General features: G+C 62.3%; 23 protein-coding genes. 8 read left to right on the top strand and 15 right to left on the bottom strand.

Annotated features, from left to right (window positions below):
- Positions 1 to 4: 4 nt before the first annotated feature.
- The gene (locus tag JL2886_RS14320) at positions 5 to 712 is read right to left on the bottom strand and encodes an ABC transporter ATP-binding protein (RefSeq protein WP_065273718.1); all 708 of its coding nucleotides are present in this window, start codon (positions 710 to 712) and stop codon (positions 5 to 7) included.
- Between the two features lie 224 nt (positions 713 to 936).
- On the opposite strand from JL2886_RS14320, the gene JL2886_RS14315 reads away from it, so the two are divergent.
- The 6 genes from JL2886_RS14315 to JL2886_RS14290 all read left to right on the top strand — a co-directional run bounded on the left by JL2886_RS14315 (position 937) and on the right by JL2886_RS14290 (position 8,626).
- Positions 937 to 2,544, top strand: a complete 1,608-nt coding sequence (locus tag JL2886_RS14315; RefSeq protein WP_065272629.1) for an acyl-CoA synthetase — start codon at positions 937 to 939, stop codon at positions 2,542 to 2,544.
- A 233-nt stretch (positions 2,545 to 2,777) separates the two neighbouring features.
- Entirely contained in the window at positions 2,778 to 3,803 is a 1,026-nt protein-coding gene (locus JL2886_RS14310; RefSeq protein ID WP_065272628.1) for a BMP family protein, read from the top strand.
- Between the two features lie 16 nt (positions 3,804 to 3,819).
- Positions 3,820 to 5,364 (top strand): ABC transporter ATP-binding protein, encoded by a 1,545-nt coding sequence (locus JL2886_RS14305; RefSeq protein ID WP_065272627.1) that lies wholly within the window; start codon positions 3,820 to 3,822, stop codon positions 5,362 to 5,364.
- Positions 5,354 to 6,403 carry an ABC transporter permease gene (locus JL2886_RS14300; RefSeq protein WP_065272626.1) on the top strand — a complete coding sequence of 350 codons (1,050 nt, stop codon included), beginning with the start codon at positions 5,354 to 5,356 and terminating at the stop codon, positions 6,401 to 6,403. The genes JL2886_RS14305 and JL2886_RS14300 overlap by 11 nt, the downstream gene beginning before the upstream one ends.
- 1 nt (position 6,404) lies before the next feature.
- Entirely contained in the window at positions 6,405 to 7,349 is a 945-nt protein-coding gene (locus tag JL2886_RS14295; protein WP_065272625.1) for an ABC transporter permease, read from the top strand.
- Complete coding sequence (locus JL2886_RS14290) at positions 7,349 to 8,626, top strand: amidohydrolase family protein (RefSeq protein WP_065273717.1); 1,278 nt, start codon at positions 7,349 to 7,351, stop codon at positions 8,624 to 8,626. The genes JL2886_RS14295 and JL2886_RS14290 overlap by 1 nt, the downstream gene beginning before the upstream one ends.
- Positions 8,627 to 9,611: 985 nt before the next feature.
- Here the strand turns inward: JL2886_RS14290 and JL2886_RS19490 are convergent.
- The 10 genes from JL2886_RS19490 to JL2886_RS14250 form a co-directional block, all read right to left on the bottom strand.
- Complete coding sequence (locus tag JL2886_RS19490; protein ID WP_133245354.1) at positions 9,612 to 9,818, bottom strand: hypothetical protein; 207 nt, start codon at positions 9,816 to 9,818, stop codon at positions 9,612 to 9,614.
- Positions 9,819 to 9,855: 37 nt separating this feature from the next.
- Positions 9,856 to 10,545 (bottom strand): ABC transporter ATP-binding protein, encoded by a 690-nt coding sequence (locus JL2886_RS14285; RefSeq protein WP_065272624.1) that lies wholly within the window; start codon positions 10,543 to 10,545, stop codon positions 9,856 to 9,858.
- Complete coding sequence (locus JL2886_RS14280) at positions 10,542 to 11,309, bottom strand: ABC transporter ATP-binding protein (protein WP_065272623.1); 768 nt, start codon at positions 11,307 to 11,309, stop codon at positions 10,542 to 10,544. Before JL2886_RS14280 ends, JL2886_RS14285 begins: the two co-directional genes overlap by 4 nt.
- Positions 11,302 to 12,285, bottom strand: coding sequence for a branched-chain amino acid ABC transporter permease (locus JL2886_RS14275; RefSeq protein ID WP_065272622.1), 984 nt, complete (start codon positions 12,283 to 12,285; stop codon positions 11,302 to 11,304). Before JL2886_RS14275 ends, JL2886_RS14280 begins: the two co-directional genes overlap by 8 nt.
- A gap of 2 nt (positions 12,286 to 12,287) precedes the next feature.
- Positions 12,288 to 13,208: a branched-chain amino acid ABC transporter permease gene (locus tag JL2886_RS14270; RefSeq protein WP_065272621.1), complete on the bottom strand. Its 921-nt coding sequence runs from the start codon at positions 13,206 to 13,208 to the stop codon at positions 12,288 to 12,290.
- 57 nt (positions 13,209 to 13,265) lie between these two features.
- Positions 13,266 to 14,402, bottom strand: a complete 1,137-nt coding sequence (locus tag JL2886_RS14265) for an ABC transporter substrate-binding protein (protein WP_065272620.1) — start codon at positions 14,400 to 14,402, stop codon at positions 13,266 to 13,268.
- Positions 14,403 to 14,793: 391 nt separating this feature from the next.
- On the bottom strand, positions 14,794 to 14,919 hold the full coding sequence (locus JL2886_RS19775; RefSeq protein WP_257784211.1) for a hypothetical protein: 126 nt from the start codon (positions 14,917 to 14,919) through the stop codon (positions 14,794 to 14,796).
- Between the two features lie 200 nt (positions 14,920 to 15,119).
- Positions 15,120 to 15,860 (bottom strand): aspartate/glutamate racemase family protein, encoded by a 741-nt coding sequence (locus tag JL2886_RS14260; RefSeq protein WP_065272619.1) that lies wholly within the window; start codon positions 15,858 to 15,860, stop codon positions 15,120 to 15,122.
- A 3-nt stretch (positions 15,861 to 15,863) separates the two neighbouring features.
- Positions 15,864 to 17,027, bottom strand: a complete 1,164-nt coding sequence (locus tag JL2886_RS14255) for a M24 family metallopeptidase (RefSeq protein ID WP_065272618.1) — start codon at positions 17,025 to 17,027, stop codon at positions 15,864 to 15,866.
- Complete coding sequence (locus JL2886_RS14250) at positions 17,020 to 18,111, bottom strand: pyridoxal-phosphate dependent enzyme (protein WP_082996091.1); 1,092 nt, start codon at positions 18,109 to 18,111, stop codon at positions 17,020 to 17,022. Before JL2886_RS14250 ends, JL2886_RS14255 begins: the two co-directional genes overlap by 8 nt.
- 203 nt (positions 18,112 to 18,314) lie before the next feature.
- Between JL2886_RS14250 and JL2886_RS14245 the strand changes: the two genes are divergently transcribed.
- Entirely contained in the window at positions 18,315 to 18,800 is a 486-nt protein-coding gene (locus JL2886_RS14245; RefSeq protein WP_065272616.1) for an Lrp/AsnC family transcriptional regulator, read from the top strand.
- Here the strand turns inward: JL2886_RS14245 and JL2886_RS14240 are convergent.
- From JL2886_RS14240 to JL2886_RS14225, 4 genes are read right to left on the bottom strand one after another with little or no spacing between them, the layout of a single operon-like run.
- Positions 18,797 to 19,570, bottom strand: coding sequence for an SDR family NAD(P)-dependent oxidoreductase (locus tag JL2886_RS14240; protein ID WP_065272615.1), 774 nt, complete (start codon positions 19,568 to 19,570; stop codon positions 18,797 to 18,799). The genes JL2886_RS14245 and JL2886_RS14240 overlap by 4 nt on opposite strands.
- Positions 19,567 to 20,517 carry an SDR family oxidoreductase gene (locus JL2886_RS14235; protein WP_065272614.1) on the bottom strand — a complete coding sequence of 317 codons (951 nt, stop codon included), beginning with the start codon at positions 20,515 to 20,517 and terminating at the stop codon, positions 19,567 to 19,569. The genes JL2886_RS14240 and JL2886_RS14235 overlap by 4 nt, the downstream gene beginning before the upstream one ends.
- Positions 20,514 to 21,416: a bile acid:sodium symporter family protein gene (locus JL2886_RS14230; RefSeq protein WP_065272613.1), complete on the bottom strand. Its 903-nt coding sequence runs from the start codon at positions 21,414 to 21,416 to the stop codon at positions 20,514 to 20,516. The genes JL2886_RS14235 and JL2886_RS14230 overlap by 4 nt, the downstream gene beginning before the upstream one ends.
- Positions 21,413 to 22,729, bottom strand: a complete 1,317-nt coding sequence (locus JL2886_RS14225) for a flavin-containing monooxygenase (RefSeq protein ID WP_065272612.1) — start codon at positions 22,727 to 22,729, stop codon at positions 21,413 to 21,415. The genes JL2886_RS14230 and JL2886_RS14225 overlap by 4 nt, the downstream gene beginning before the upstream one ends.
- 79 nt (positions 22,730 to 22,808) lie before the next feature.
- On the opposite strand from JL2886_RS14225, the gene JL2886_RS14220 reads away from it, so the two are divergent.
- A complete protein-coding gene (locus JL2886_RS14220) occupies positions 22,809 to 23,468 on the top strand; it encodes a TetR/AcrR family transcriptional regulator (RefSeq protein WP_065272611.1) in 660 nt (219 codons plus the stop codon).
- Positions 23,469 to 23,477 lie beyond the last annotated feature (9 nt).

Here is a 23,477-nt window from a genome sequence, read left to right as displayed (position 1 = left end):
CGCCCTACCACTCGATCTCGGCAGGGGCGAGCCGGGTGGCGTTTTCCTCCACCAGACGGATCTTGCCATCCTGGAACCAGATCACCCGATGCGCCATCTGCCGGATCGCGGCATTGTGGGTGATCACCACGGTGGTGGTTCCGGTGCTCTCGTTGATGCGGCGCAGCGCCTCCAGCACCTGCACCCCGGTCTTGCTGTCGAGCGCCCCAGTGGGTTCATCGCACAACAGGATCTCGGGGCGTTTGGCGATGGCGCGGGCAATGGCGACGCGCTGCTGCTCGCCGCCGGACATTTCCGCCGGGAAGTGATCCATGCGGCTGCCCAAACCGACCTCTTTCAGCGCCTCTTCGGGCGGCATCGGGTCGCGCGCCACGTCCGTCACCAGCTGCACGTTTTCCCAGGCGGTCAGACTGGGCACCAGATTGTAGAATTGAAAGACAAAACCGACGTGATCGCGCCGGAACCGGGTCAGCCCCCGGTCGCCCATGCCCGTCAGTTCCTGATCGCGGAACCAGACGCGGCCGTCAGTGGCGTGATCCAGCCCGCCAAGAATGTTCAGCAGCGTGGATTTGCCACTGCCTGACGGCCCCAGCAGCACCACCAGCTCACCAGCGTATAGTTCAAGATCGACCCCCGCCAGCGCATGCACCTTTTGCTGGCCGGTATCATAGACCTTGGTCAGGTCCTTGGTTCTGAAGACGACGTCGGGCATGTTCACCTCTTGGCCCCCATCGATAGGGGCACGGCGCGCCCTGAACTTTGACATGGCTCAACCCCGAATACAAAGCCCCGGCAGATGGGCCCCCTACCGTTGCAGCCACAACGCCCCCCCTAGCCCTGCAAAAGGCACGCAACGTGACGGAGGGTTCTGCCCGTCCAAAGGCTTGACGCCCCGGCGACATCGGGCAGGATCTCGCCAGAACCAGGGAGGACAGAATGACAACACAGACCGAAGCGGAGCTTACCGCCACCATCGCCCGCGCCCGCAGCCAGCAGTTGGGCGATCTCTTGCGCCGCAGCGCCGCCCGCACGCCGCAAAAGACCGCGCTGGTGTTTCGTGGGCAGCGCGACAGCTTTGCCGAACTCGATGCAGCGGTGAACCGCGCTGCCAACGGTCTGGCCGCGCGCGGCATCACCAAGGGCGACCGGGTGGCGCTCCTGTCCCACAACAACCGCGCCTTCGTGGTGTTCCGACTGGCACTGGCGCGGCTGGGGGCGGTGACGACGCCGGTCAACTTCATGCTGAACGCCGAAGACGTGGCCTATATCCTGGATCACTCCGGCGCACGTGCCATCATCGCCGAGGACGCGCTCTGTGCCACTGCCGATGCGGCGCTCGCCCAGCTGGATCAACCGATGCTGTTCCGCCTGTCGATTGCCCATGCCGCCGACGCGGTTCCCGCAGGCTGGGAAGCCGCCGAGACCGTGCTGGAGGATGCCAACGACAGCGCGCCGTATGTGGAGATCGCCGACGATGATCCTATCCAGATGATGTATACCAGCGGCACGGAATCCCGGCCCAAGGGCGCGCTGCTTTCCTCGGACGCGCTTTATGCGCAATACGGCAGCTGCATCAGCGATGGAGAGATGGCTGCCGACGACATCGAGCTGCACTGCCTGCCGCTGTTCCACTGCGCGCAGCTGGACTGTTTCCTGACACCCGACATGTATCTGGGCGCAACCAGCATTCTGATGGAGGCCGCCGATCCGGGCAAGATGCTGGAAGCCATCGCCGCCGAGGGCGTCACCAAACTGTTCTGCCCCCCCACCGTCTGGATCGCGCTGCTGCGCCACCCGGATTTCGACAAGACCGACCTCAGTTCCCTGCGCAAGGGCTATTACGGTGCCTCGATCATGCCCACGGCAATCATCGAGGAGCTGACCAGCCGCCTGCCGAACCTGCGCCTGTTCAATTTCTACGGCCAGACGGAAATGGCCCCTGTCGCCACCATCCTTCTGCCGCATGAACAGCTGAGCAAGCTCGGCTCGGCCGGTCGGCCCGCGCTGAACGTCGAAACCCGCGTGGTCGATGACGATGGCAACGACCTGCCCGTTGGCGAAGTCGGCGAAATCGTGCACCGCAGCCCGCATCTGATCCTTGGTTACTACAAGGACCCCGCCAAGACCGCCGAAGCCTTTCAGGGCGGCTGGTTCCATTCCGGCGATCTGGGCCGTTTTGACGAGGAAGGATACCTTTATGTGGTCGACCGCAAGAAGGACATGATCAAAACGGGGGGCGAAAACGTCGCCAGCCGCGAGGTGGAGGAATGCATCTTTCACCACCCCGCCGTGGCCGAGGTCGCGGTCTTTGGTATTCCGCACCCCAAATGGATCGAGGCGGTAACCGCCGTGGTGGTGGCCAAACCCGGCGAAGACACCAGCATTGAGGCGCTGATGGACTATTGCCGTGAAAACCTGGCCCATTTCAAAAGCCCCAAGCATATCGCCCTGGTCGAGGCGCTGCCCAAGAACGCCAGCGGCAAGATCCTGAAGCGCGACCTGCGCATCGCATACGCGGGCGTCTTTGAAGAAGAGAGTGCCTGACCAGTAGATCCAGGCCCCCAGACCCCGCCCCGAGCACGGGCGGGGCGCCCCCCATCCGCATCCTCCATCTGACGCTTTGAGTGGCGAAAATTCTTGCCTTTGCCCACAAATTAGGCGAAGGCTCAGAAGGATACATGTCCAACATATGACCGCTTGCCTGATCGGCGCGGTGTTTCTACCGATTGGACAATTGTCCCGTGTTTCAGGGGCTTATTCAACAGGGGGATTGTTCCATGACAAATGAATTCAAGGGCGCCGTATCGCGCCGCCAGTTCCTGGCCACCAGCGCGGCTGCGGCCCTGACCGCAGGCGCCGTTGCTGCGCCTAGCCGCCTGATGGCCTCTGAGCCGCTGAAAGTCGCGGGCATATATACCGTGCCGGTCGAACAGCAATGGGTAAGCCGTATCCATGTGGCCGCCCTGACCGCGCAGGACCGCGGCGACATCAGCTATACCTATTCCGAGAACACCTCGAACTCGGACTATTCCCGCGTGATGCGCGAATATGCCGAACAAGGCTACCAACTGATCATCGGTGAAATCTTCGGTGTCGAAGCCGAAGCGCGCGAAGTTGCCGCCGAGTACCCCGATGTGGCCTTCCTGATGGGCTCCTCCTTCAAAGAAGACCCGGCAATCCCGAACCTGTCCGTTTTTGACAACTACATTCAGGATGCCTCCTATCTTTCAGGCATTATCGCGGGTGCAATGTCGAAATCCGGCAATATCGGCATGGTCGGCGGCTTCCCGATCCCGGAAGTAAACCGCCTGATGCACGCCTTCATGGCCGGTGCGCGGGAGATGAACCCCGAGATGAAGTTCCAGGTCTCCTTCATCGGTTCCTGGTTCGATCCGCCGAAGGCCAAGGAAACCGCCTTTGCCATGGTCGAGAACGGCGCCGACATCCTTTACGCCGAACGCTTTGGCGTGTCAGACGCAGCCAAGGAAAAGGGCCTTCTGGCCATCGGCAACGTCATCGACACCCAGTCGGATTACCCCGAAACCGTGGTGGCCTCGGCGATCTGGCATTTCGAACCGACGCTGGATGCGGCCATCGCAGCGGTCAAGGGCGGCAGCTTTACCGCCGCTGACTACGGCATGTATTCCTTCATGAAGGAAGGCGGCTGTTCGCTGGCGCCCTATGGCACCTTCGAAGGCAAGATCCCGCAAGAGGCGCTGGATCTGGTTGCCTCCCGCACCGCCGCGATCAAGGACGGTTCCTTCACCGTTGCGATCAACGACGAAGAACCCAAATCCTCCTGATACGGGCCTTTCGGCTATGACAGAAACAGACAAGGCGCAGGTTGTCCTGCGCCTTCAGAACATTACGAAACGGTTCGGTCCCGTCACCGCCAACGAAGACGTCAGCTTTTCCCTGCACCGGGGTGAGGTGATCGCGCTTTTGGGGGAAAACGGCGCGGGCAAGACCACGCTGATGAACATCCTGTTCGGCCAGTACACCGCCGATGAAGGATCAGTCGAGCTGTTCGGCCAGCCCCTGCCCGCGGGCAATCCGCGCGCGGCGCTGGATGCTGGTGTCGGCATGGTGCATCAGCATTTCACCCTCGCGGGGAACCTGACGGTTTGGGAAAACATCGTGCTGGGCGTTGATGCCCTTAGCGCTGCCAGCCTGAGGCCCGCCGCCGCCAAGGCGCGCATCCGCGACCTGTCGGAACGCTTTCACCTGAAGGTCGATCCCGACGCCAAGGTCGGCCGTCTGACCGTGGGCGAACGCCAGCGGGTCGAGATCCTGAAGGCGCTTTACCGCGATGCAAAGATCTTGATCCTGGACGAGCCCACCGCGGTTCTGACCCCGCAAGAGGCCGACGCGCTGTTCGCCACTCTGCGCGAGGCGATTGCCTCGGGGCTGTCTGTGATCTTCATTTCCCATAAATTGCACGAAGTCATGGCGATTTCCGACCGCGTGCTGGTGCTGCGCCATGGCCGCCTTGTGGCCGAGCGCGCCACCGCAGACACCAATGGCGAGGAACTCGCCGCGCTGATGGTCGGCGCTGAGGTCAGCGCGCCAAGCATCGCACCCGCTACCCCCGGCGCACCGCTGCTGTCATTGCGCGGAGTCACCACGCCAGGCGCCGGATCGGCGCCGGGACTGGCACGAGTGGCGCTGGAGCTGCGTGCGGGCCAGATCACCGGGCTTGCCGGGGTGTCCGGCAACGGGCAGGCGGCGCTGTCCGATCTGATCTCGGGCCTCATCGCCCCGTCCAGCGGTAGCATGGAGCTGCATGGACAAGCCCCTAAAGGCTGGTCGCCGCGCAGCGCCATCGCAAATGGCGTCGCCCGCATTCCCGAGGACCGGCACAAGACCGGCACCATCGCCGATTTCGACCTGACCGAGAACGCGATCCTCGAAACCTACGCCACCCGGTTCAGCCAGCGCGGCTGGATGAACTGGAAAAAGGCCCGCGCCTTTGCCGAAGGCCTGATCAAGGGCTACGACATCCGCTGCCCGGGGCCCGATATCCGCATCCGCCTGCTGTCGGGCGGCAATATGCAGAAACTGATCCTCGGCCGGGTGCTCGAAGGCGCACCGGATATCATCCTCGCCAACCAGCCGGTACGAGGATTGGACATCGGCGCGGTGAACTACGTGCATGAACAACTGGCCAAGGCCCGCGATCGGGGCGCCGCCGTTCTGCTGATCTCAGAGGACCTCGATGAAATCATGCGCCTGTCGGATGTGATCCACGTGATTTCCGAAGGGCGGCTCAGCCCGGAATTTGCCCGTGGCACCATGCGCCCCGAGGATCTGGGCCGCTGGATGGCGGGCGAAGGCTTTGACAAGGACATGACCGATGCGGCTTGAACCGATTGCAGCGCCCTCCCTTGGGCGGCGTGTGCTGCCGCCAGCGCTGGCCATCGCCGCGACCTTTGTGGTGGCGGCCCTGCTGGCGATGATCGCGGGCGGCAACCCCTTTGCCGTCTTTGGCCTGATCCTAGAAGGCGCGTTTGGATCGAAATTCGCCATCCTGGAGACGCTGAACAGCGCAACACCGCTGATCTTTACCGGGCTGGCCATCGCGGTGGCGTTCCGGGCCAAGCTGTGGAACATCGGCGCCGAGGCGCAACTCTATGCCGGGGCGGTGATCACCGTGGTTCTGGGCACCGGTGCCCTGTCGCTGCCTGCGCCGCTGATGCTGGCGCTTTGCGCCATCGCTGCGATGCTGGCCGGGGCGCTGCTCCTCTTGGGTCCTGCCCTCCTGAAAACCCGGCTGGGCGTCGATGAAGTGGTGACGACGCTGCTCCTCAACTTCATTTTCCTGCTGTTTGTCAGCTACCTGCTCGAAGGACCGCTGAAGGATCCCATGGGCATGGGCTGGCCCAAATCCGCGCGGCTATTGCCCGAGGCCCGCCTGCCCCGCATCGTCGAAGGGCTGCGCCTGCACTGGGGCTTTGCGCTGGCGCTGATCGCGGCACTTGCCGTCTGGGTGATCAACACCCGCACCACGCTGGGCTATGAAATGCGCGCCGTCGGCCAGAACGCCGAGGCCGCCGGTTTCGCCGGCATCCCGGTCACCAAGGTGATCCTCAAAACCGCGCTGCTGTCCGGTGGCCTTGCCGGTCTTGCGGGCTTTTCCGAGGTCTCCGGCCTCAAGGGATCGCTGACGCTCGATCTCAGCCCCGGCTTTGGCTACACCGGCATCGTGGTCGCCATGCTGGCGCTGCTGCACCCGCTGGGCGTGGTTGTCGCGGCGCTGTTCGTGGCCGCCATTTTCGTCGGCGCCGACAGCATGAGCCGCGCCGCAGGCGTACCAAGTTACCTTGCCGATATCATGCTCGCCTCGGCCCTGTTGTTCATGGTGCTAGCGATCCTTCTCACTAAATTCCGCCTGCGGAGGGACTGACATGGATCTCATCGACATCCTGCTGTCGGCCAGTTTCTGGGCTGCAGCCATCCGCATCGCATCGCCGCTGATCTTTGCCACCATCGGAGAGCTGATCTGCGAACGCGCGGGCGTTCTGAACCTCGGCATCGAAGGCATCATGGTCGCGGGCGCATTTGCAGGCTGGATCGCGGTCTGGGGCGGCCTGCCGCTTTGGGGCGGGGTCGCGGTGGCCATGCTGACCGGCATGATGCTGGGGCTGGTGCATTCGGTATTCTCAGTGCCCTTTGGCCTGTCGCAACACGTGGTCGGGGTCGGGCTAACGCTGTTGGCGACCTCGCTGACCTTCTATACCTACCGGGTGATCCTGCCCGAGGTGTCTTCGCCGCCGAAAATCACCGCCTTTCAGCCCTATGAGATCCCGCTTCTGTCAGATCTGCCCCTCGTAGGCCCTGCGCTGTTCTCGCAAACGCCGCTGACCTATGCCGCCTTTGTGCTGGCGGGGCTGACGGCGCTGGTCCTTTACCGGACGCCCTTGGGCCTTGCGGTGCGGGCGGCCGGGGAAAACCCGCAAGCCGTAGCGGCGCAGGGCCTGTCGGTCACCGCGATCCGCATGGGCGCGGTGGTGGTCGGCTCGGGCTTCATGGCTATCGGCGGTGCCTTCCTGACGCTGTCGGCCTTTGACAGCTTCTTCTTCGACATGGTGAACGGGCGCGGCTGGATTTGTATCGCGCTGGTCGTCTTTGGCGCCTGGAAACCGGGCAAGGCGGTGCTGGGCGCGGTGCTGTTTGCCGCCTTTGACGCCCTGCAGATCCGACTGCAACAAACCGGCATCGGCGCGGTGGTGCCCTATCAGGTCTTCCTGATGATGCCCTATATCCTGTCCATTCTGGCGCTGGTGGTGATGTCCCGCCGCGCCGAGATCCCGGCGGCGCTGATGGTGCCCTTTAACAAGGGGGAAAGATGATGTTCGACCTGATCGTCAAGGGCGGCACCCTGCCCGATGGAACAACCGCCGATATCGGCATTACAGGCGGCAAGATCACCGCCATCGAAGCCCGTCTCGATGCCGAAGCGGCTGAGGTCATCGACGCAAGCGGCGATCTGGTGGCGCCGCCTTTCGTCGATCCGCATTTCCACATGGATGCGACGCTGTCGTATGGCAAACCCCGGCTCAACGCCTCGGGCACGCTGCTGGAAGGGATCTCCCTTTGGGGGGAGCTGCGCGACATCGCCACGGTGGATGAGATGGTCGAGCGCGCCCTCACCTATTGCGACTGGGCCGCCTCAATGGGAACGCTGGCGATCCGCTCCCATGTGGACACCACACCCGATCACCTCAACACCGTTACCGCCATGCTGGAGGTGAAGGAGAAGGTCAAAGACTACATCGACCTGCAACTGGTCGCCTTTCCACAGGATGGTCTTTACCGCACCAAAACGGGGCGCGAGAACGTGATCCGCGCGCTGGATATGGGCGTTGATGTGGTGGGCGGCATCCCTCACTTTGAGCGCACCATGGCAGATGGCGCGCAGTCGATGCGCGATCTGTGCGAGATCGCCGCCGAACGTGGCCTGATGGTCGACATCCACTGCGATGAGACCGACGATCCCCTGTCCCGCCATATCGAGGCGCTGGCCTATGAGACCCAGCGGCTGGGCCTAGAGGGCCGCGTTGCGGGCAGTCACCTGACCTCGATGCATTCGATGGACAATTACTACGTCAGCAAACTGCTGCCGCTGATCGCCGAGGCCGGGATTTCCGCCATCCCCAACCCGCTGATTAACATCATGCTGCAGGGACGGCACGATACCTTCCCCAAACGCCGGGGTCTCACCCGGGTGAAGGAAATGCAGGCGATGGGCATCCCCGTGGGCTGGGGGCAGGACTGCGTGCTGGATCCCTGGTATTCATTGGGCACCGGAGACATGCTGGACGTCGCCTTCATGGGTCTGCACGTGGCGCAGATGAGCCACCCGGACGAAATGGGCCGCTGTTTCACCATGGTGACCGAGGTCAACGCTCAGATCATCGGGCTACAGGACTATGGCCTGAAAGTTGGCAGCGATGCCTCCCTCGTGGTTCTGGATGCCAGCACCCCCACCGAAGCCGTCCGCCTGCGCCCCGCCCGCCTGGCAGTGGTCGCCAAGGGCAAAGTGATTGCCCGCAGCGCCCGTGGGGACGCGCGCCTTATGCTGCCGGGACGGCCCGAAACTGTACGGCGACGGCATGAAGCGGGGTAGAGGGAGCTTGATCACCTGAGCAGACTGGCAATCTCATAAGAACTTTTGACCCGCAAAACGGAAACCACAGGGCAAAAATGCACATAAGTCATGCTTGTCATTGTGACGCCAAAATTTCGAAGCTGAATTACCTCGCCTACATTCCTACTCGACACATATCCAATTCTGCGCGCAACTGTTGCAGGACTTCATACCGAGAATCACCTCCAAATACCACATATTCGTTCAGAGAAGATGAGATCGAACGGGTTTTAAGTCCATTACATTGAACCGACCTACTGCCAGACCTAACTCCATTTTCACTCAAGATCTTCTCCGCAGTTGCGTATCTTCTCAGAGGAGTTCCATTAAAATCTCCAAGAATATGATCGAAAGTACGATCCATCAGGCTATTGTACGCGCGCTCTAGAACTTCACGAATATTTTGAGAGTATTTAAATTCTAAAAATTGTCGATCTGAAGAGCCGCGCAGGACGATATGCTCTACTTCCCTCAAATCAATCCTTAACTCGTGACTCTTGTACTGTTCGACATGAGTACACGGATACGGACTCTGATTCACAACCTCAATGGTGCATTCCTCAAATTGAACCTGTGAATTTTCCAAAAGCCTCATTGAAGCATGCAATTTTCGTTCAAACGAGTCCATCGAGTAAGCTATACAAGGAAAAGAAGACACGAGGATTGTGATGGCGACGAGCCTAGAATTGAATTGTTTTCTCATTCTCTGGACCTAACTGGCTTTTAGGAAAGCAAACTCTATCTCAGATTAGAAACCTGCACCCACAAAAAAAGGCTACGAAAACAGTGAAACTCATTCTTTGGAAGGTTACGTGGTTTTAAGGCGATCTACAAGCCGCAACTCGCCCCAAGATTGTCAACTTTCCGCATTCAAAAAACCGGAGCGATATAGAAGCCGGTGATCAGAAGCCTTTACCGTTTCAGCTCAATGTCATGCACAACTTTTTTCGCTCTGATGAACTCGTCACTGCGCACGCTGTTCCTCCCATCGGCGCACCACGAAAACAATCTCAACAAAGAACAATGGCGGCCAAAAGAAAAGAAACAAAACAAACATCAGCCACAATTTTCCCGAAGTGAAATCCCATGGATCGAAGATCACTCCGTACGCCAACAACAGATGAAAAATAGTTGCAATAAAAAATTTGGGCACCAAAGGTTTCCAAATCACCTTACAGCTCCTCTTGCACTTTCACCACAAGACACGCCTAGACCCCCAGATACTGGTCCGTCAGATCCGGGGTGAGGTCCTCCATGCGTCCGGTCCAGACGCTTTGGCCGCGGTTCAGGATCACCGCGTGATCGGCGATCTGGGCGAGTTCCTTCAGCGTCTTGTCCACCACCAGGATCGACAAGCCCGCCTCACGCTTTAGCTGGGCAATCGCCGCCCAGATTTCCTGTCGCACCACGGGGGCCAGCCCCTCGGTTGCCTCATCCAGGATCAGCAGGCGCGGGTTGGTCATCAGGGCGCGGCCAATGGCCAGCATCTGCTGCTCGCCGCCCGACAGGGAACTTGCGGTCTGATCGCGCCGTTCCTTGAGCCGTGGAAACAGCCCGGCGACGCGCTCAAAATCCCAGGGGCCCGGGCGGGCGGCGGCGGTCAGATTTTCCTCCACCGTCAGCGGGCCGAAACAGCGGCGCCCCTCGGGCACCAGACCAATCCCCAGCCGCGCGATCTTGTGCGAGGGCAATTGCCGCAGATCGTGCCCGTCGAACCGCACATCGCCCGCAGAGGGATGCACCATGCCGCAGATCGATTTGATGGTGGTGGTCTTGCCCATGCCGTTGCGGCCCATCAGGGCGACGACCTCGCCTTCGGCCAGATCCAGCGAGACGCCGAACAGCGCCTGCGAGGGGCCGTAGGAGGCCTCGACTTTGTTCAGGGACAACAGGCTCATGCGGCGTCCTCCTCTCCGAGGTAAGCACGTCGCACCTCGGGATTTGCGCGGATTTCATCGGCGGTGCCGGTGGCGATCACCGCGCCATAGACCAGCACGCTGATCCGGTCAGCAAGGGCAAAGACCGCGTCCATATCGTGTTCCACCAGCAGGATCGGCGCCTCGTGACGCAGCTCGTCCAGAAACCCGGTCAGAACCTTGGAGCCGCTGGCACCAAGACCGGCCATGGGTTCATCCATCAGGAACAGTTTGGGATTGAGCGTGAGTGCCACCGCGACCTCCAGCTGACGGCGCTGGCCATGCGACAGATCGGCGGTGCGCCGCTGCGCCTCATCCTGCAGACCGACGCGTTCCAAGGCGCGGCGGGCAGGCTCCAGCAGGGTCTTGTCCTTCATCACGTTGCGGAAGAAGGAAAACACCCGGCCCTGCGCACCAAGCGCGCCCAGCACCACGTTCTGCAGCACGGTGAACTCCATCGCGAGCGAGGAGATCTGGAACGTCCGCCCCAGCCCCAGCCGCGCCCGCGCCACGGTATCAAGGTCGGTGACATCGCGGCCCAGAACCTCGATCCGGCCGGTGTCGGGACGCAAGCTACCCGAGATCTGCTTGATCAGGGTGGATTTGCCCGCGCCATTGGGGCCGATCAGGGCGTGGATTTCACCGGGGCGCAGGTCGATGCTGACATTGTCGCTGGCCTTGAGCGCGCCAAAGCTTTTGCTGATGCCTTCGACCTTCAGCACCGGGTTTGTATGCGGATCAGTCATGGGCCACCTCACGTCCTGTCAGGGCGCCGATCAGGCCGCCGCGGGCAAACAGCACCATCAGGAGCAGCAATAGCCCGAGGAAGATCTGCCAGTATTCACTGATCCCGCCCAGGAGATGCTCCAGCAGGATATAGACGGCAGCGCCTACAACAGGGCCGAACAGCCGCCCCACCCCGCCGATAATGACAAAGACCATGATTTCACCGCTGGTGTGCCAGCTCAGCATGGTCGGGCTGACAAAACGGTTGAGATCGGCATAAAGCGCGCCGGCAAGACCGGTGATCGCGCCCGAGATGACAAAGGCCACAAGCCGCAGATGAAAGGGCGTCAGCCCCACGGTCATCACCCGCTCTTCGGTCTGGCGGGCGGCCGCCAGCGCTAGGCCAAAGGGCGAGCGACCCAGCCGGGCAGAGAAGACCAGTACCAGGCAGAGGATGACATAGGCGATCATGAAGAACTGGATCGGGTCCAGCGTGTTGAGGCCGGGAAATTCGTTGCGCACCCAGATCGACAACCCGTCCTCGCCGCCATAGGCGGACCAGGAGATCGCGAAATAGTAGAGCATCTGACCAAAGGCCAGCGTGATCATGATGAAATAGACGCCCGAGGTGCGCAGCGACAGCGCCCCGATCACCAGCGCCACCAGCGCGCTGGCCACGGTGGCCACCAGCCAGATCACCGGCATCTGATTGGTGCCTTCGATCAGAAACGGCACCTGCATCAGCGGCTCATAGTTCTGGGCATGGGCGGCCAGAATGCCCATGGCATAGCCGCCGATCCCAAAGAACGCCGCATGGCCAAGGCTCACCAGCCCGCCGATCCCCAGCGCGATATTGAGGCCGACACCGGCCAGCGCCAGGATCGCGACCTTGGTAGCGAGGGTAATGACAAAGGGCTCGTCCATGGCATTGGCCCAGAGCGGCACCGCCAGCAGCGCCAGCGCCAGCGCCCAGTTGAACAGGTTTTCACGGGTCATGCTCATGCGCTCCCCCCATAAAGTCCCGAGGGGCGCACCAGCAGAACCGCCGCCATCAGGATGTAGATCAACATCGACGCCAGCGAGGCCCCGACCGAGGCAGCACTTGCCGGTTCCAGGAACAGACCAAAGAATTGCGGCAGGAAGACCTTGCCCAGCGTATCCGTTAGCCCCACCAGCAGCGCGCCGACCAGCGCGCCCTTGATCGAGCCGATACCACCGATGACAATCACCACAAAGGCCAGGATCAGAACCGGCTCTCCCATGCCGACCTGAACCGACTGAATGGCTCCGACCAAGGCACCGGCAAGCCCCGCCAGCGCGGCGCCAAGGGCAAAGACCAGCGTATACAGCCGGGAAATATCCACCCCCAGCGCTGCGATCATCTCGCGGTCGGCTTCACCGGCCCGGATCTGGATCCCGATACGGGTGCGGGCGATCAGCCAGAACAGCAGCGCTGCCACCACCAGCCCGATGCCGATAATGGCAAGGCGGTAGGCCGGGTATTCGATACCGCCCGGCAAGCTGAGCGGCCCGGCCAATGCGGCAGGCACATCCAGAAACAGTGGAAAGGAGCCGAAAATCCAGCGAGTGCCTTCGGAGAAAATCAGGATCAGCGCAAAGGTCGCCAGGACCTGATCAAGGTGATCGCGGTCATAAAGCCGCCGGATCACCGCGATCTCGACCACAGCCCCGGCCGCAGCCGCCGCAGCCAAACTGGCAATCAGCGCCAGCAGGAAGGAACCGGTCAGCCCGGCCACTGCCGCCGCCGCGAAGGCCCCAACCATGTAAAGCGCACCATGGGCGAGGTTGATCAGGCCCATAACGCCAAAAACCAGCGTCAGGCCCGCAGCCATGAGAAACAGCATGACCCCGAACTGCAATCCGTTCAGGATCTGCTCAAGAATGAGAACAATGGACATGGGAGATTTCCGTTCTGACGGGGGCGCCAATGCGGCGCCCCCGCAGGGAGGATCAGATTACATCTTGCACTCGGCCGCGTAGGCGTCGGAATGATCTGTCAGACTGGTGCCGATGATCTTATTGGTGAAGATATCACCTTCCTTGATGACCTCGCGGACGTAAATGTCCTGGATCGGGTGCTGGTTCGGACCAAAGCTGAACTTACCCCGCACCGATGCGAAATCGGCTTCTTTCAGGGCAGCGCGGAAGGCGTCTTTGTCCGACACGTCGGCCTTGTCCAGCGCGCTCAGGATCAGGTTGGCGGTGTCATAGCCCTGCGCCGCATAAAGCGACGGCAGGCGGCCGTATTTTTCCTGGAAACCAGAGACGAATTCGGCGTTGGCCGCATTGTCCAGATCCTTGTTCCACTGCGAGGTGTTCTTTACCCCCAGCGCCGCATCGCCCACCGCCTGCAGGATGCCCTGATCAAAAGAGAAGGCCGGGCCCACTACGGGCAGATCGATACCGCTGGCGGCGTATTGCTTGAGGAAGGAGATCCCCATTCCGCCGGGCAGGAAGAAGAAGACCGAGTCGGCGCCGCTGGCACGGACCTGCGCCAGTTCGGCGGCATAATCAGTCTGGCCCAGCTTGGTGTAGATCTCACCCGCCAGTTCACCCTTGTAGAAGCGCTTGAACCCGTTGAGGGAATCCTTCCCGGCCGGATAGTTCGGCGCCATGATGAAGGTCTTCTTGAAATCGGCGCTGGTGGCGTAGGCACCGGCCGCTTCGTGCAGGTTGTCGTTCTGGTAGGAGACCGAGAAATAGTTCGGGTTGCAGCCCTTGCCCGCCAGCTGTGCCGGCGCGGCATTGGTCGACAGGTAGAACAGCCCCTGCCCGGTCGCCGAGGGCACCACCGCCATGGCCAGGTTCGACCACACGATACCGGTCAGGATATCCACCTTTTCGGACTGGATCATCTGATCGGCGATCTGGACTGCGGTTGCAGGTTTGCGCTGATCGTCCTCGATCACCACTTCGACGTCATCGCGCCCGGCGTTTTCCATCGCCAGCATGAACCCGTCGCGGGTATCCACGCCAAGGCTGGCGCCGCCGCCGGACAGGGTGGTGATCATGCCGATCTTGGTCTCGGCCTGCGCCGCAACGGCCAGAGCGGACACCGCTGTCGCCAGCGCCAGTGTTTTGATTGCTTTCATTTCCTATAGTCTCCCTATTGCAGTTATCGACCGGATCCGCGTTGGCCGCGGTTATTCCTGTGACCCCACTATTTCCGCTTCACGCGGGTGGCGCCAGTCCTTGATCGCCTTTTCCCTCTGACGGGGACACCTTCTGCCGTTTGCCGTGCAGTGGTGGATTTCACATCCTGACGTTTTATCCGCCGCCCGGGGCAAGGCTGCCGCATCCGGCAGGCCCACCGCCTGGTGGCTGACCTCAAAACTCTAGGCGGCTTCTCTGTTTTGTTTCAAGATTAAAATATTAAACCCTAAAACATAATTTAGTATGGAGTCGGAAAGGGGTGCACGCCACGGTTGAAGGACCCGTGATTTACGCAGCAGCACAACGCGTCAGATCAGTCATAATAGCAAACTAAGCACCTGATATATAAAAACTACTTAAGCTAACACCAGTCGCGCCCGCCTGTTCCAGAAAGGCTTCTGCCACGATATACGCACCGCTCATTTCACGGTCAGACGACATCTTCACCAGATCCATTCCGCGCCTCATCTGAGGCATATCTAACGACCTCGGCACAACCTCCGGGCCTTGTGCCACCAGCTCGCCGCCAAGACGTTCGGGCAGGATCACATCCTAAGTGACCGATGCTTCCGTCAGACGAATCGGATCCGTTTGGGCAGCTCTTGGTTTCTCCAACACGCCCCCAACGCAATCCCCCCTCGCCCCCTGGTCCCTGCTCAGATCCCGAGCAGGCGCCCCGGGCCCTTGCACTGTTTCGGCGCCCCCGCCAACTGCGCCATATGCCAGGCAAGCACCTGATTGCTGCTCAGCACTGGCCTGCCTAGACGCGCCTCAAGATCGTCTATGATATCAAGCGTGCGCAGGTTGGTGCAGGACAGGAACACCGCATCGGCGTCCCCAGCCACGGAAAGGGCCGCCGCGTGGATCGAGGCCGGATCGATCCGCGCCACCCGCGCCTCCACCTCTTCCCCGAACGACACGGTGCCGCTGACATCATACCCCCGCGCCGCAAAAGCCTGTCGGACCGGGTCGCTGACGCTTTCCACATAAGGCGACACCAGGGCCAGCGACCGGACCTCCAGCGTCGCAAGCGCTGCCAGAGCCGCAGTCAGAGGATCGGTGACATGGGTCGCGGCGGCGCCCTGCCGTACCAGATCCGCGACCCGGTCCGCGCCGATCAGGGTGGTGCCCGAAGTGCAGCAATAGCCGATCACGTCGAATTCCGCCGCCGGGGGCAACAGCGCGGCAGCCGCTGGCAGCGTCTCTTTCATGGTGGCAATGGTATCCGGGGTCAGCTCATCGCCGCTGGGAATACGGCTGACATGATGGGCGACCTCTCCTCCCGGCAACAGACGGCGCATGTCCTGCTCCAGCGTCTCATCCACCTGCAGTACGATATGGCCAAAGGTTGCGCGGCTGCCGATCGGGCCAGTCAGCTCATAGGGGAAATTCTGCATGATCTACTCCAGAACCGGCAGCTCTGCCGGGGCACGGGTGGACAAAAGCTCGGGGCCGCTGTCGCGCAGGACGATGTTTTCCTCGTGCACCAGAATGCGGCCAGGGGCGATCTCGGCGCCCGGTTCCAGCGTCAGCACCATCCCGGCGCGCAGCACCGTCTGATCCTTGGGCGTAAACGAAGGCCATTCGGTCAGCGTCACCCCCAGTCCATGGCCAAGCCGCCCGCCGCCGGGCGTGGCGCCATGGGCACGCAGCCCCTCGCAGAGAATCCGGTGCGCATCCGCGGCAGTCATGCCGGGGCGCAGCTTCTCCAGCGCCAGATCCGTGGCCGCATAAAGCGACGCATGCGCCTGAGCGGTCTCAGGCGCGACCGGACCGATGGCGTAATTGCGGTCGAAGTCGCAGAAATAGCCATCGCGCACCGCGCCGGTGTCCAGCATCAGCACATCGCCTACCGCCAACGGCTGCGGCGTCGCCGGAGAGATCACATCACCGTAGCCGCCCGGCCCGGCACCCCCAGCCGTGTAGCTGACCCAATCGGCGCCCTCTTCCAGCAGCACCCGCTGAAAATCACGGAACACCGCATCAAGCGGCCTGCCGGGGCCTGCGAACTCCGGCACCCGGGCAAATGTACGATCCGCCACCGCGCAGGCGGCGCGGATCTTGGATACTTCGGCATCTGACTTTATCTCTCGCACCCGCTGCACCACATCCGTGGCATCCACCATGCGGCGCGGTGCCAGCCGCGCGGTCAGCGCCATGTAATCGCCAAGCGCCATACGCAATTGCGTCTCCAGCCCCATCGGCGTGCCGATGGCTCCGGTTTCCGGCACCAGATCGCCAAGGGTCGCCGCCAGCAGGCTGACGCCATCATCCTTCGGATCCGGCGCATCCCAACAGCGGATGTCGGAAATCCAGCTTTGCCGCATCAGATCCACGCCAATGGCGGGGATCACTGCAACAGGGTCACCTTTGGCCGGAACCACCACAAACCAGGGACGCGCCGGGCTTTCCCAGAACCGCGTCAGGAACCCCGTGACATAGAAGATATCCGCCGCCGTGGTCAGCAGCAGTGCCTCCATGCCCGCTGCCGCCATGCCCGCCTGCAGGGCATCACGCCGCCGCAGGAACTCACCCCGGTCAAAGCCGCGGGCGGGATCAGCCATCTTCCGGCCCTTCGCTGAGGATCGCCAGCACCCGCGCATCGGGTCCCAGATCCTTCACACGCCCCGCCAGAAGCGCTGCCAGACCGGCGCCGCCCGATGGCGTCGTTGCATAGCCATATTCGGCAAGGGTCCGGACCCCTGCGGCAGCTTCTTCCTCGGATATGGTGGCAAAGACATCGGCATCGCGCGCCAGCCCGTTCAGCGCCACCATCGACGGGGTCTTGCAATCGAGCCGCCCCATGGAAGAGACCGGCCCCTGCGTGTCCTGCAATTCGCCGCTGCGGATGCTCTCGATCAGCGCAGGCGCCGCGTCCGGTTCCACCACGATGATCTGCGGCGTGTTGCCCCAGACCTGCCGCGCATAGGCGGCCACCGCAGCCGCCAGACCGCCGACACCGGCCTGCAGGAAGATATGCGTCGGCACCCCGTCGATCTGGGCGACAGCCTCGGCGGCCAGTTGCAAATAGCCCTCCATCACCGCGATGGCCGGGGCGCTGTAGCCGGGCCATGAGCTGTCGGAGAGCAGCGTCCAACCGTTCTCTTCGGCATCCGCCGCAGCAGCGGCCATGCTGGCCTCGTAATTATCACCGGCGCGTACAACCCGGGCGCCCTTGTCGCGCAGCCGCTGGGCAAAGGCCTCGGGCACCGCCCGCGACAGGTAGATCACCGCCTCGGCCCCGAAAATCCGCGCCCCAGCCGCAACGGACAGCCCGTGATTGCCGGCGCTTGCCGTGGCATAAGTTTGTCCGTGCAGGGCCGTTTCCCAGACCTGAGAGGCGCCGATCTTGTCCTTCAATGCATCGGCCGCTGCGCTGGCAATGCAGTAGGCCGCGCCCAGCGCCTTGAAACTGCCCAGCCCCATGCGGGCGCGCTCGTCCTTGATCCAGATCCTGGCCACCCCGGCTTTTTTTGCCAGTTCATCCGCCTCGATCAGCGGTGTGATCGCGTGGCGCGGACATAGTGTCAGCAGCTTGGCCACCGCATCGGCGGCAACGCTGGGATAAAGCTGAGGCTCAGTTCCCGCGACCGGCAACGCGCCGCCCCGCCACATGTTATCGAGTGTCTTGCTCAACGCCCCATCCATGGATCGACCTCCTCTTCTTTTTGTTGTTCGATTTTTGCCCAACCTAATCTGCACCGCCATCGGTTTCTCGGAAATTTCGCCGCCCTGCAGGCCGATTTTCTGATGACTTTTCACATTTGATGCAGAATACCGGACAATGGCAGCACTCCGGCTGTGCAAGTCACGGAAAAACGGACAAACTTGCAGCCCTAAGGAGGCGTGATATGGACAGATTCGACCAGCTCATCCTTGCCGCGATCCAGGACAACAACCGGCTGACAGCCGAGGCCCTGTCGCATATCGCCGGGCTGTCCCCCGATGCCTGCCGCAAGCGGCTGACCCGGCTGCGCGCGCAGGGCTATATCGATGCCGATATCGCGATGCTCAATCCTGAAAAACTGGGCCGTGGACTGATGCTGATCGTCGAGGTCACCCTGCACAGCGAGCGCGCCGAGGATATCGATCGCTTCCGCCGCCGTATGGTCGAGGCGCCCGAGGTCATGCAGTGCTATTATGTGACCGGCAATGCCGATTTCATCGTCATCCTGACCGCCCGCGACATGCCCGATTTCGAAGCCTTCACCCGGCGGCATTTCTTTGACGAAGAAAATATCACCCGGTTCCGTACCTCCGTCGTGATGAACCGGGTGAAAACAGGCTTCTCGCTGCCGATCCTGCCGGACGCGGACACAGAGGGCGACGGCGCCTAGCCCTCGTGGCCGCCGATCTGCCGCTCCATCAACCGCTGGTAAAGGCGCGGCGCCAAGCTGTTCACCCACCAGGCCAGCCGCGCCACCCGTCCCACCGGGATCATCGGCTGCCGTCGGCCAAGCCCGCGCAGGATCTCCTCGGCAGCAGCCTCGGGCGTCATGTAATCCATCCCATCTGCGGCCGATCCCGGCCGCGCGATGCCGTCGATCTGACGCTGGTCGTTGCCGATATTGGTGGCCACGAAAGACGGCGCCGCGATCAGCACATCGACGCCATAGGGCCGCTCTTCCGAGCGCAGGGATTTGAAGAACCCCTCCAGCGCGTGTTTGGACGCCGCATAAGAGGTACGATGATAAAGCGGCGTAAACCCCGCCACAGAAGACACCGCGATATGCGTCCCCGATGCCCGCCGGACCGCCGCCAGAAAATGCCCGGCCATGGCGACGGCAGCAAAATAGTTGATGTCGAACACCCTCCGGTGACTGGCCTCGTCGATGGTATCAAAGCCCCCGATCTGGGTGATACCAGCGTTGTAGATGACCAAATCAATCACCGGATACTGCTGCTCGATTTGCTCGGCCTTGCTGCGCAACTGGGTCGAATCGGTCAGATCGCAGCGGATCGGGATCTGGGTCTCGCTGCTGTCCAACCCCGAGACATCCAGATCCAGCAGGACCACCCGCCAGCCCCGCGCCTGCAGCGCCATGGACAAGGCCCGGCCAAGCCCACCGGCGCCGCCGGAAATGACTGCTGTTTTCTTCTTCGTCATAGGCCTGCCTGCTGCCTCCACAGATCGAACACCTCGGCGCTGGTCAGCTCGGGCGTATAGCCGAAGTCCCGTTTCAGGGCGCTGTTGTCCAGTACCGGCCGGTATTGCAGGAACCGCACCTGTTCCGGCCCGTATTGGCTGAGACCAAGAGGTTTCGCGAGCGCCAGCGCCGCCTTCAGCACCCAGGCCGGCAGGCGCAGAACCGGTTTGCCCAGCGCCTGCGCCAGATCGGTGACGCCCATGGCGCCATCCCCGGCGACGTTGAAGACTCCTTCTGGTCCATCGGTTGCCGCGCGGGCCAGAATGCGGGCCAGATCGCGGGTCCAGATAAAGACAAAGGGGCTTTCGCTGCCCGTCACCGCCAGCAGGCGCGGACGGCGGAACAGGGCGGTGATCTGGTTTTCCGTGCCCGCCCCCAGCACCGTGCCAACGCGCAGGATCACCTGCTGCAGCTGCGGCGCCGAACGGCGGTATTCGGCCAGCATTTCCTCGACCTGACGCTTGTGGTCGGAATAGGCGAACTCCGGATTGCCGCGCAGGCTGTCGTTCTCGCGCAGCGGCTGCGGGTTGTCCGCGTGATAGCCATAGGCCGCACCAGAGGAGGTCACGATGATACGTTCCACCCCATGCGCCACGGCGGCCTCCAGCACCTTGCGCGTGCCCGCGACATCAACGGCATAAGCGAAATCGCGGCTGCTGCCCTTGGGCGGGGTCACGATGGAGGCCAGATGCACAATCACGTCGGGCTTATATTCGCCGATGACCCGGGCGGGATCATCGGTTGTGACATCCATGCGGCAGAACTCTCCGCCCTTGGGCAGATCCGCAGGCGGCGCCAGATCCGAGGCGATCACCCGGCAGGCGGGCAGCTCCCACAGCAGGGCACGGCCCACCATGCCAGCAGCGCCGGTGATCAGAACGGTTTTGGTCTTTGCATCCTCGGTCATCGCGCTGCCTCCGTCCGGGACATCAGAGCGGCCAGTGCTAACCCCGATATGGCATGCCAGATCCCCCAGAAGGCTGCCGCGACGGCCATGCCGCCCAAGCCCCCGAAGAAGGCAAAGATCAGCACCAGACCCAGGCCCGAGTTCTGGATGCCGGTCTCTATCGTCACCGCGCGCCGGTCATAAGGCGACAGCCGCGCCAGCGTCGCGGTGATCCAGCCCCCGCCAAGCGCCACCGTATTGTGCAGGATCACCAGCCCGGCGACCGCGCCTGCGAATTGCAGGAAGAAGCCCCAGTTGGCCGCCAGCGCCAGCACGATAAAAGCAACGAAGATCCCCATCGACAGCCATTGCAGGGGCCGCCGGATGCGTGCCGTCAGATCGGGCGCCCGCATATTGAGCTGCACCCCCAACACAAGGGGCAGGATCAGCATCAGACCGACGGTGATGGCGATCTGCACCGGGTCGATCTCGGTCTGCTGCAGGATCGCCCGCGTTGGAGGGTAAAGCCCACCCCAGAGTCCGATATTGACCGGTGTCAACAGGATCGCCCCCACGGTGGCAAACCCCGTCATCGACACAGACAGGGCGGAATTGCCGCCCGCGCGATGGGTGATGAAGTTGGAGATATTACCGCCCGGGCAGGCCGCCACCAGAATGAGCCCCAGCGCAATCGAGGGACGCGGCGCGGTCAGCCAGACCAGCGCAAAGGTCAGCACCGGCAGCACGATGAACTGCGATAGCAGCCCGACGATCAGCGGTTTGGGCGCGCGGCGTAACTGGTGAAAATCAGAAGGCTTCAGATCGATGGCGATGGAGAACATCACCACCGCGAGGATCCCATTCAGAAGCGTCAGAGAGGCGGGGCTGAAATTCAGCGTGATCTCATCAATCCCGCTCATGCGCCCGCCCCGGAGAGCCGCTTGATCCAGCCCGTGACCGCCTTGCGATAGGTCGCCTTGTCCACGTAGTAGGCCATCCGCGCCAGTTTCAGATAGGCCATACCGCCGGTTGCGCGTTCAAATCCCGCGGCCTTTTCCGCCTTCAGGGCCTTGGCCCCGGCATTGCCGGTCTCAAGCCCCTTGATATAGCGCGCGACCATCTCGGCCTGCTCGTGCCGTCCCTGCCAGCCAAGGCCGCTGGCCTCGACCATGCCGAGAACGAACAAATCGTCGCGCGCAGGGTGCATCGCGTTGAGATACAGATGCGGTGCATCGCCCTGCCAGTTCAGCAACTCCTTATCGATAAAGGGATAGTGCAGCTTGTAGCCCGTCGCAGCGAGGATCATGTCATACTCGCTGCTGCTGCCATCGGTGAAATACACCACCTTGCCGTCTATCCGGTCAATATCGGGGCGGATCTTTAGATCGCCGTGGCCCGCGTGATAGAGCACCAGCGAATTCACCACGGGATGGCTTTCGTAAAGTTGGTAATCGGGTTTCGGGAAGCCATACTTTTGCGGATCGCCCACAAACCATTTCAGGATCAGACCATCGATGCGCCGCTTCAGCCACATCGGCAGCTGGATCAGCCCGCCCATGGTGTCTGCCGGTTTGCCAAAGACGTATTTGGGTACGAAGTAGTAGCCGCGCCGCATCGACAGATCGCAGCTGTTGCCATGGTGGATCGCATCCACCGCGATGTCGCAGCCCGAATTGCCCGCGCCCACCACCAGCACGCGCTTGCCGCCGAACTGCTCGGCCTTGCGGTATTGGCTGGAATGGATCAGCTCGCCCGTGAAGTCGCCTGGGAATGTCGGCATGTTCGGCTCTGACAGGGTGCCATTGGCGATCAGCACACCGGCAAATTCGGCGCTGTGCTCGCCCTCCGGATCGCGCCAGGTGACGCGCCAGCCCTCGCCCGGACCGCCCAATGGTTCGGTCTTCAGGACCTCGGCGTTGAAGTGATACCGCTCCCGCAGGCCGAAATGATCCGCGAAATCGTGGAAATAGTTTTTCAGCTCCCGATGCGAGGGGTATTCGGCCACCTCGTCCTTCATCGGGAAATCCGCAAATTCCGTCATCCGCTTGGATGAGATCAAATGGGCGCTTTCGTACATCGTGGAGTTCGGCCCCTCGATGTCCCACAAACCGCCCACATCCGAATGCAATTCAAACCCCTGAAAGGGAATGCCTTGTTCGACCAATACCTTGGCCATGGCCAGCCCCATCGGCCCGGCGCCGATGAGGGCATAGCGCCCGCGCGTTTCCGTCATAATTCCTCCCTGTCCTCCGACTTTAGATTGAACAAACGTTCAAAATAAGGCAAGATATTTTCACCAACGGGAGTTTTTCGTGGAAAAACAACGCAAACGCGCCCCTTCGGCGCGGTCACTGCAGACCAAGGCGCGGATCCTGGACGCCGCCGAAGCGCTTTTTGCTGAGCGCGGATTCGAAGGCGCTTCGCTGCGCGATATCGCAGCGCTGGCCGGGGTACAGGTCGGGCTGGTGCACCATCACGGTGGCGGCAAGGAAGAGCTGTTTCACCAGACCGTCACCCGCCGTGCCGATGAACTGGCCGACGTGCGTCTGGCAGGGCTGGAGCGCCTCAGGGCCGAGGGTGCCCTGTCGCTGCGGGGGCTCCTGGATGTCTTCATGCGGGCCTATGTGACGCTGGCACGCACCGGCGGCCCCCATTGGCAGCACTATGGCCGCCTGGTGGCGCATGTGTCCGCTGATCCGCGCTGGCGGCCGCTGGCGGCGCAGTGTTTCGACCCCACAGCCAACCGGTTTATCGAGGAGATTCTGGCGCTTTATCCGCAGGCTGAACGTCAGGCCGCCGCCACCGGTCAGGTTTATTCCGTGGCTGCGATGCTCGCCTTTCTCAACACCGGCTGGCGGATCGAGGCTCTGAGCCCCGGCGCCGCCGAAGCGCAGGTCGACCAGCTGATCGCCTTTTGCACCGCCGGAATGGAGGCGATCCTGACAGCGAACCCCGGCCAGTCCCAAGGCTGATAGGCAGAG

The organism is Phaeobacter gallaeciensis (assembly GCF_001678945.1).
GTDB classification, from domain to species: domain Bacteria; phylum Pseudomonadota; class Alphaproteobacteria; order Rhodobacterales; family Rhodobacteraceae; genus Phycobacter; species Phycobacter gallaeciensis_A.
This window is presented reverse-complemented; position numbering and strand designations above follow the sequence as displayed.

Coding starts and splice junctions, on each gene's coding strand:
- JL2886_RS14260 (WP_065272619.1), bottom strand. CDS start 15,860: ATGCAGAATTTCCCCTATGAGCTGACTGGCCCGATCGGCAGCCGCGCA.
- JL2886_RS14255 (WP_065272618.1), bottom strand. CDS start 17,027: ATGGCTGATCCCGCCCGCGGCTTTGACCGGGGTGAGTTCCTGCGGCGG.
- JL2886_RS14295 (WP_065272625.1), top strand. CDS start 6,405: ATGGATCTCATCGACATCCTGCTGTCGGCCAGTTTCTGGGCTGCAGCC.
- JL2886_RS14275 (WP_065272622.1), bottom strand. CDS start 12,285: ATGACCCGTGAAAACCTGTTCAACTGGGCGCTGGCGCTGGCGCTGCTG.
- JL2886_RS14270 (WP_065272621.1), bottom strand. CDS start 13,208: ATGTCCATTGTTCTCATTCTTGAGCAGATCCTGAACGGATTGCAGTTC.
- JL2886_RS14285 (WP_065272624.1), bottom strand. CDS start 10,545: ATGAGCCTGTTGTCCCTGAACAAAGTCGAGGCCTCCTACGGCCCCTCG.
- JL2886_RS14310 (WP_065272628.1), top strand. CDS start 2,778: ATGACAAATGAATTCAAGGGCGCCGTATCGCGCCGCCAGTTCCTGGCC.
- JL2886_RS14305 (WP_065272627.1), top strand. CDS start 3,820: ATGACAGAAACAGACAAGGCGCAGGTTGTCCTGCGCCTTCAGAACATT.
- JL2886_RS14315 (WP_065272629.1), top strand. CDS start 937: ATGACAACACAGACCGAAGCGGAGCTTACCGCCACCATCGCCCGCGCC.
- JL2886_RS14320 (WP_065273718.1), bottom strand. CDS start 712: ATGCCCGACGTCGTCTTCAGAACCAAGGACCTGACCAAGGTCTATGAT.
- JL2886_RS14225 (WP_065272612.1), bottom strand. CDS start 22,729: ATGACGGAAACGCGCGGGCGCTATGCCCTCATCGGCGCCGGGCCGATG.
- JL2886_RS14280 (WP_065272623.1), bottom strand. CDS start 11,309: ATGACTGATCCGCATACAAACCCGGTGCTGAAGGTCGAAGGCATCAGC.
- JL2886_RS14235 (WP_065272614.1), bottom strand. CDS start 20,517: ATGACCGAGGATGCAAAGACCAAAACCGTTCTGATCACCGGCGCTGCT.
- JL2886_RS14240 (WP_065272615.1), bottom strand. CDS start 19,570: ATGACGAAGAAGAAAACAGCAGTCATTTCCGGCGGCGCCGGTGGGCTT.
- JL2886_RS19775 (WP_257784211.1), bottom strand. CDS start 14,919: ATGGATCTGGTGAAGATGTCGTCTGACCGTGAAATGAGCGGTGCGTAT.
- JL2886_RS14265 (WP_065272620.1), bottom strand. CDS start 14,402: ATGAAAGCAATCAAAACACTGGCGCTGGCGACAGCGGTGTCCGCTCTG.
- JL2886_RS14300 (WP_065272626.1), top strand. CDS start 5,354: ATGCGGCTTGAACCGATTGCAGCGCCCTCCCTTGGGCGGCGTGTGCTG.
- JL2886_RS14230 (WP_065272613.1), bottom strand. CDS start 21,416: ATGAGCGGGATTGATGAGATCACGCTGAATTTCAGCCCCGCCTCTCTG.
- JL2886_RS14290 (WP_065273717.1), top strand. CDS start 7,349: ATGTTCGACCTGATCGTCAAGGGCGGCACCCTGCCCGATGGAACAACC.
- JL2886_RS14245 (WP_065272616.1), top strand. CDS start 18,315: ATGGACAGATTCGACCAGCTCATCCTTGCCGCGATCCAGGACAACAAC.
- JL2886_RS14250 (WP_082996091.1), bottom strand. CDS start 18,111: ATGGATGGGGCGTTGAGCAAGACACTCGATAACATGTGGCGGGGCGGC.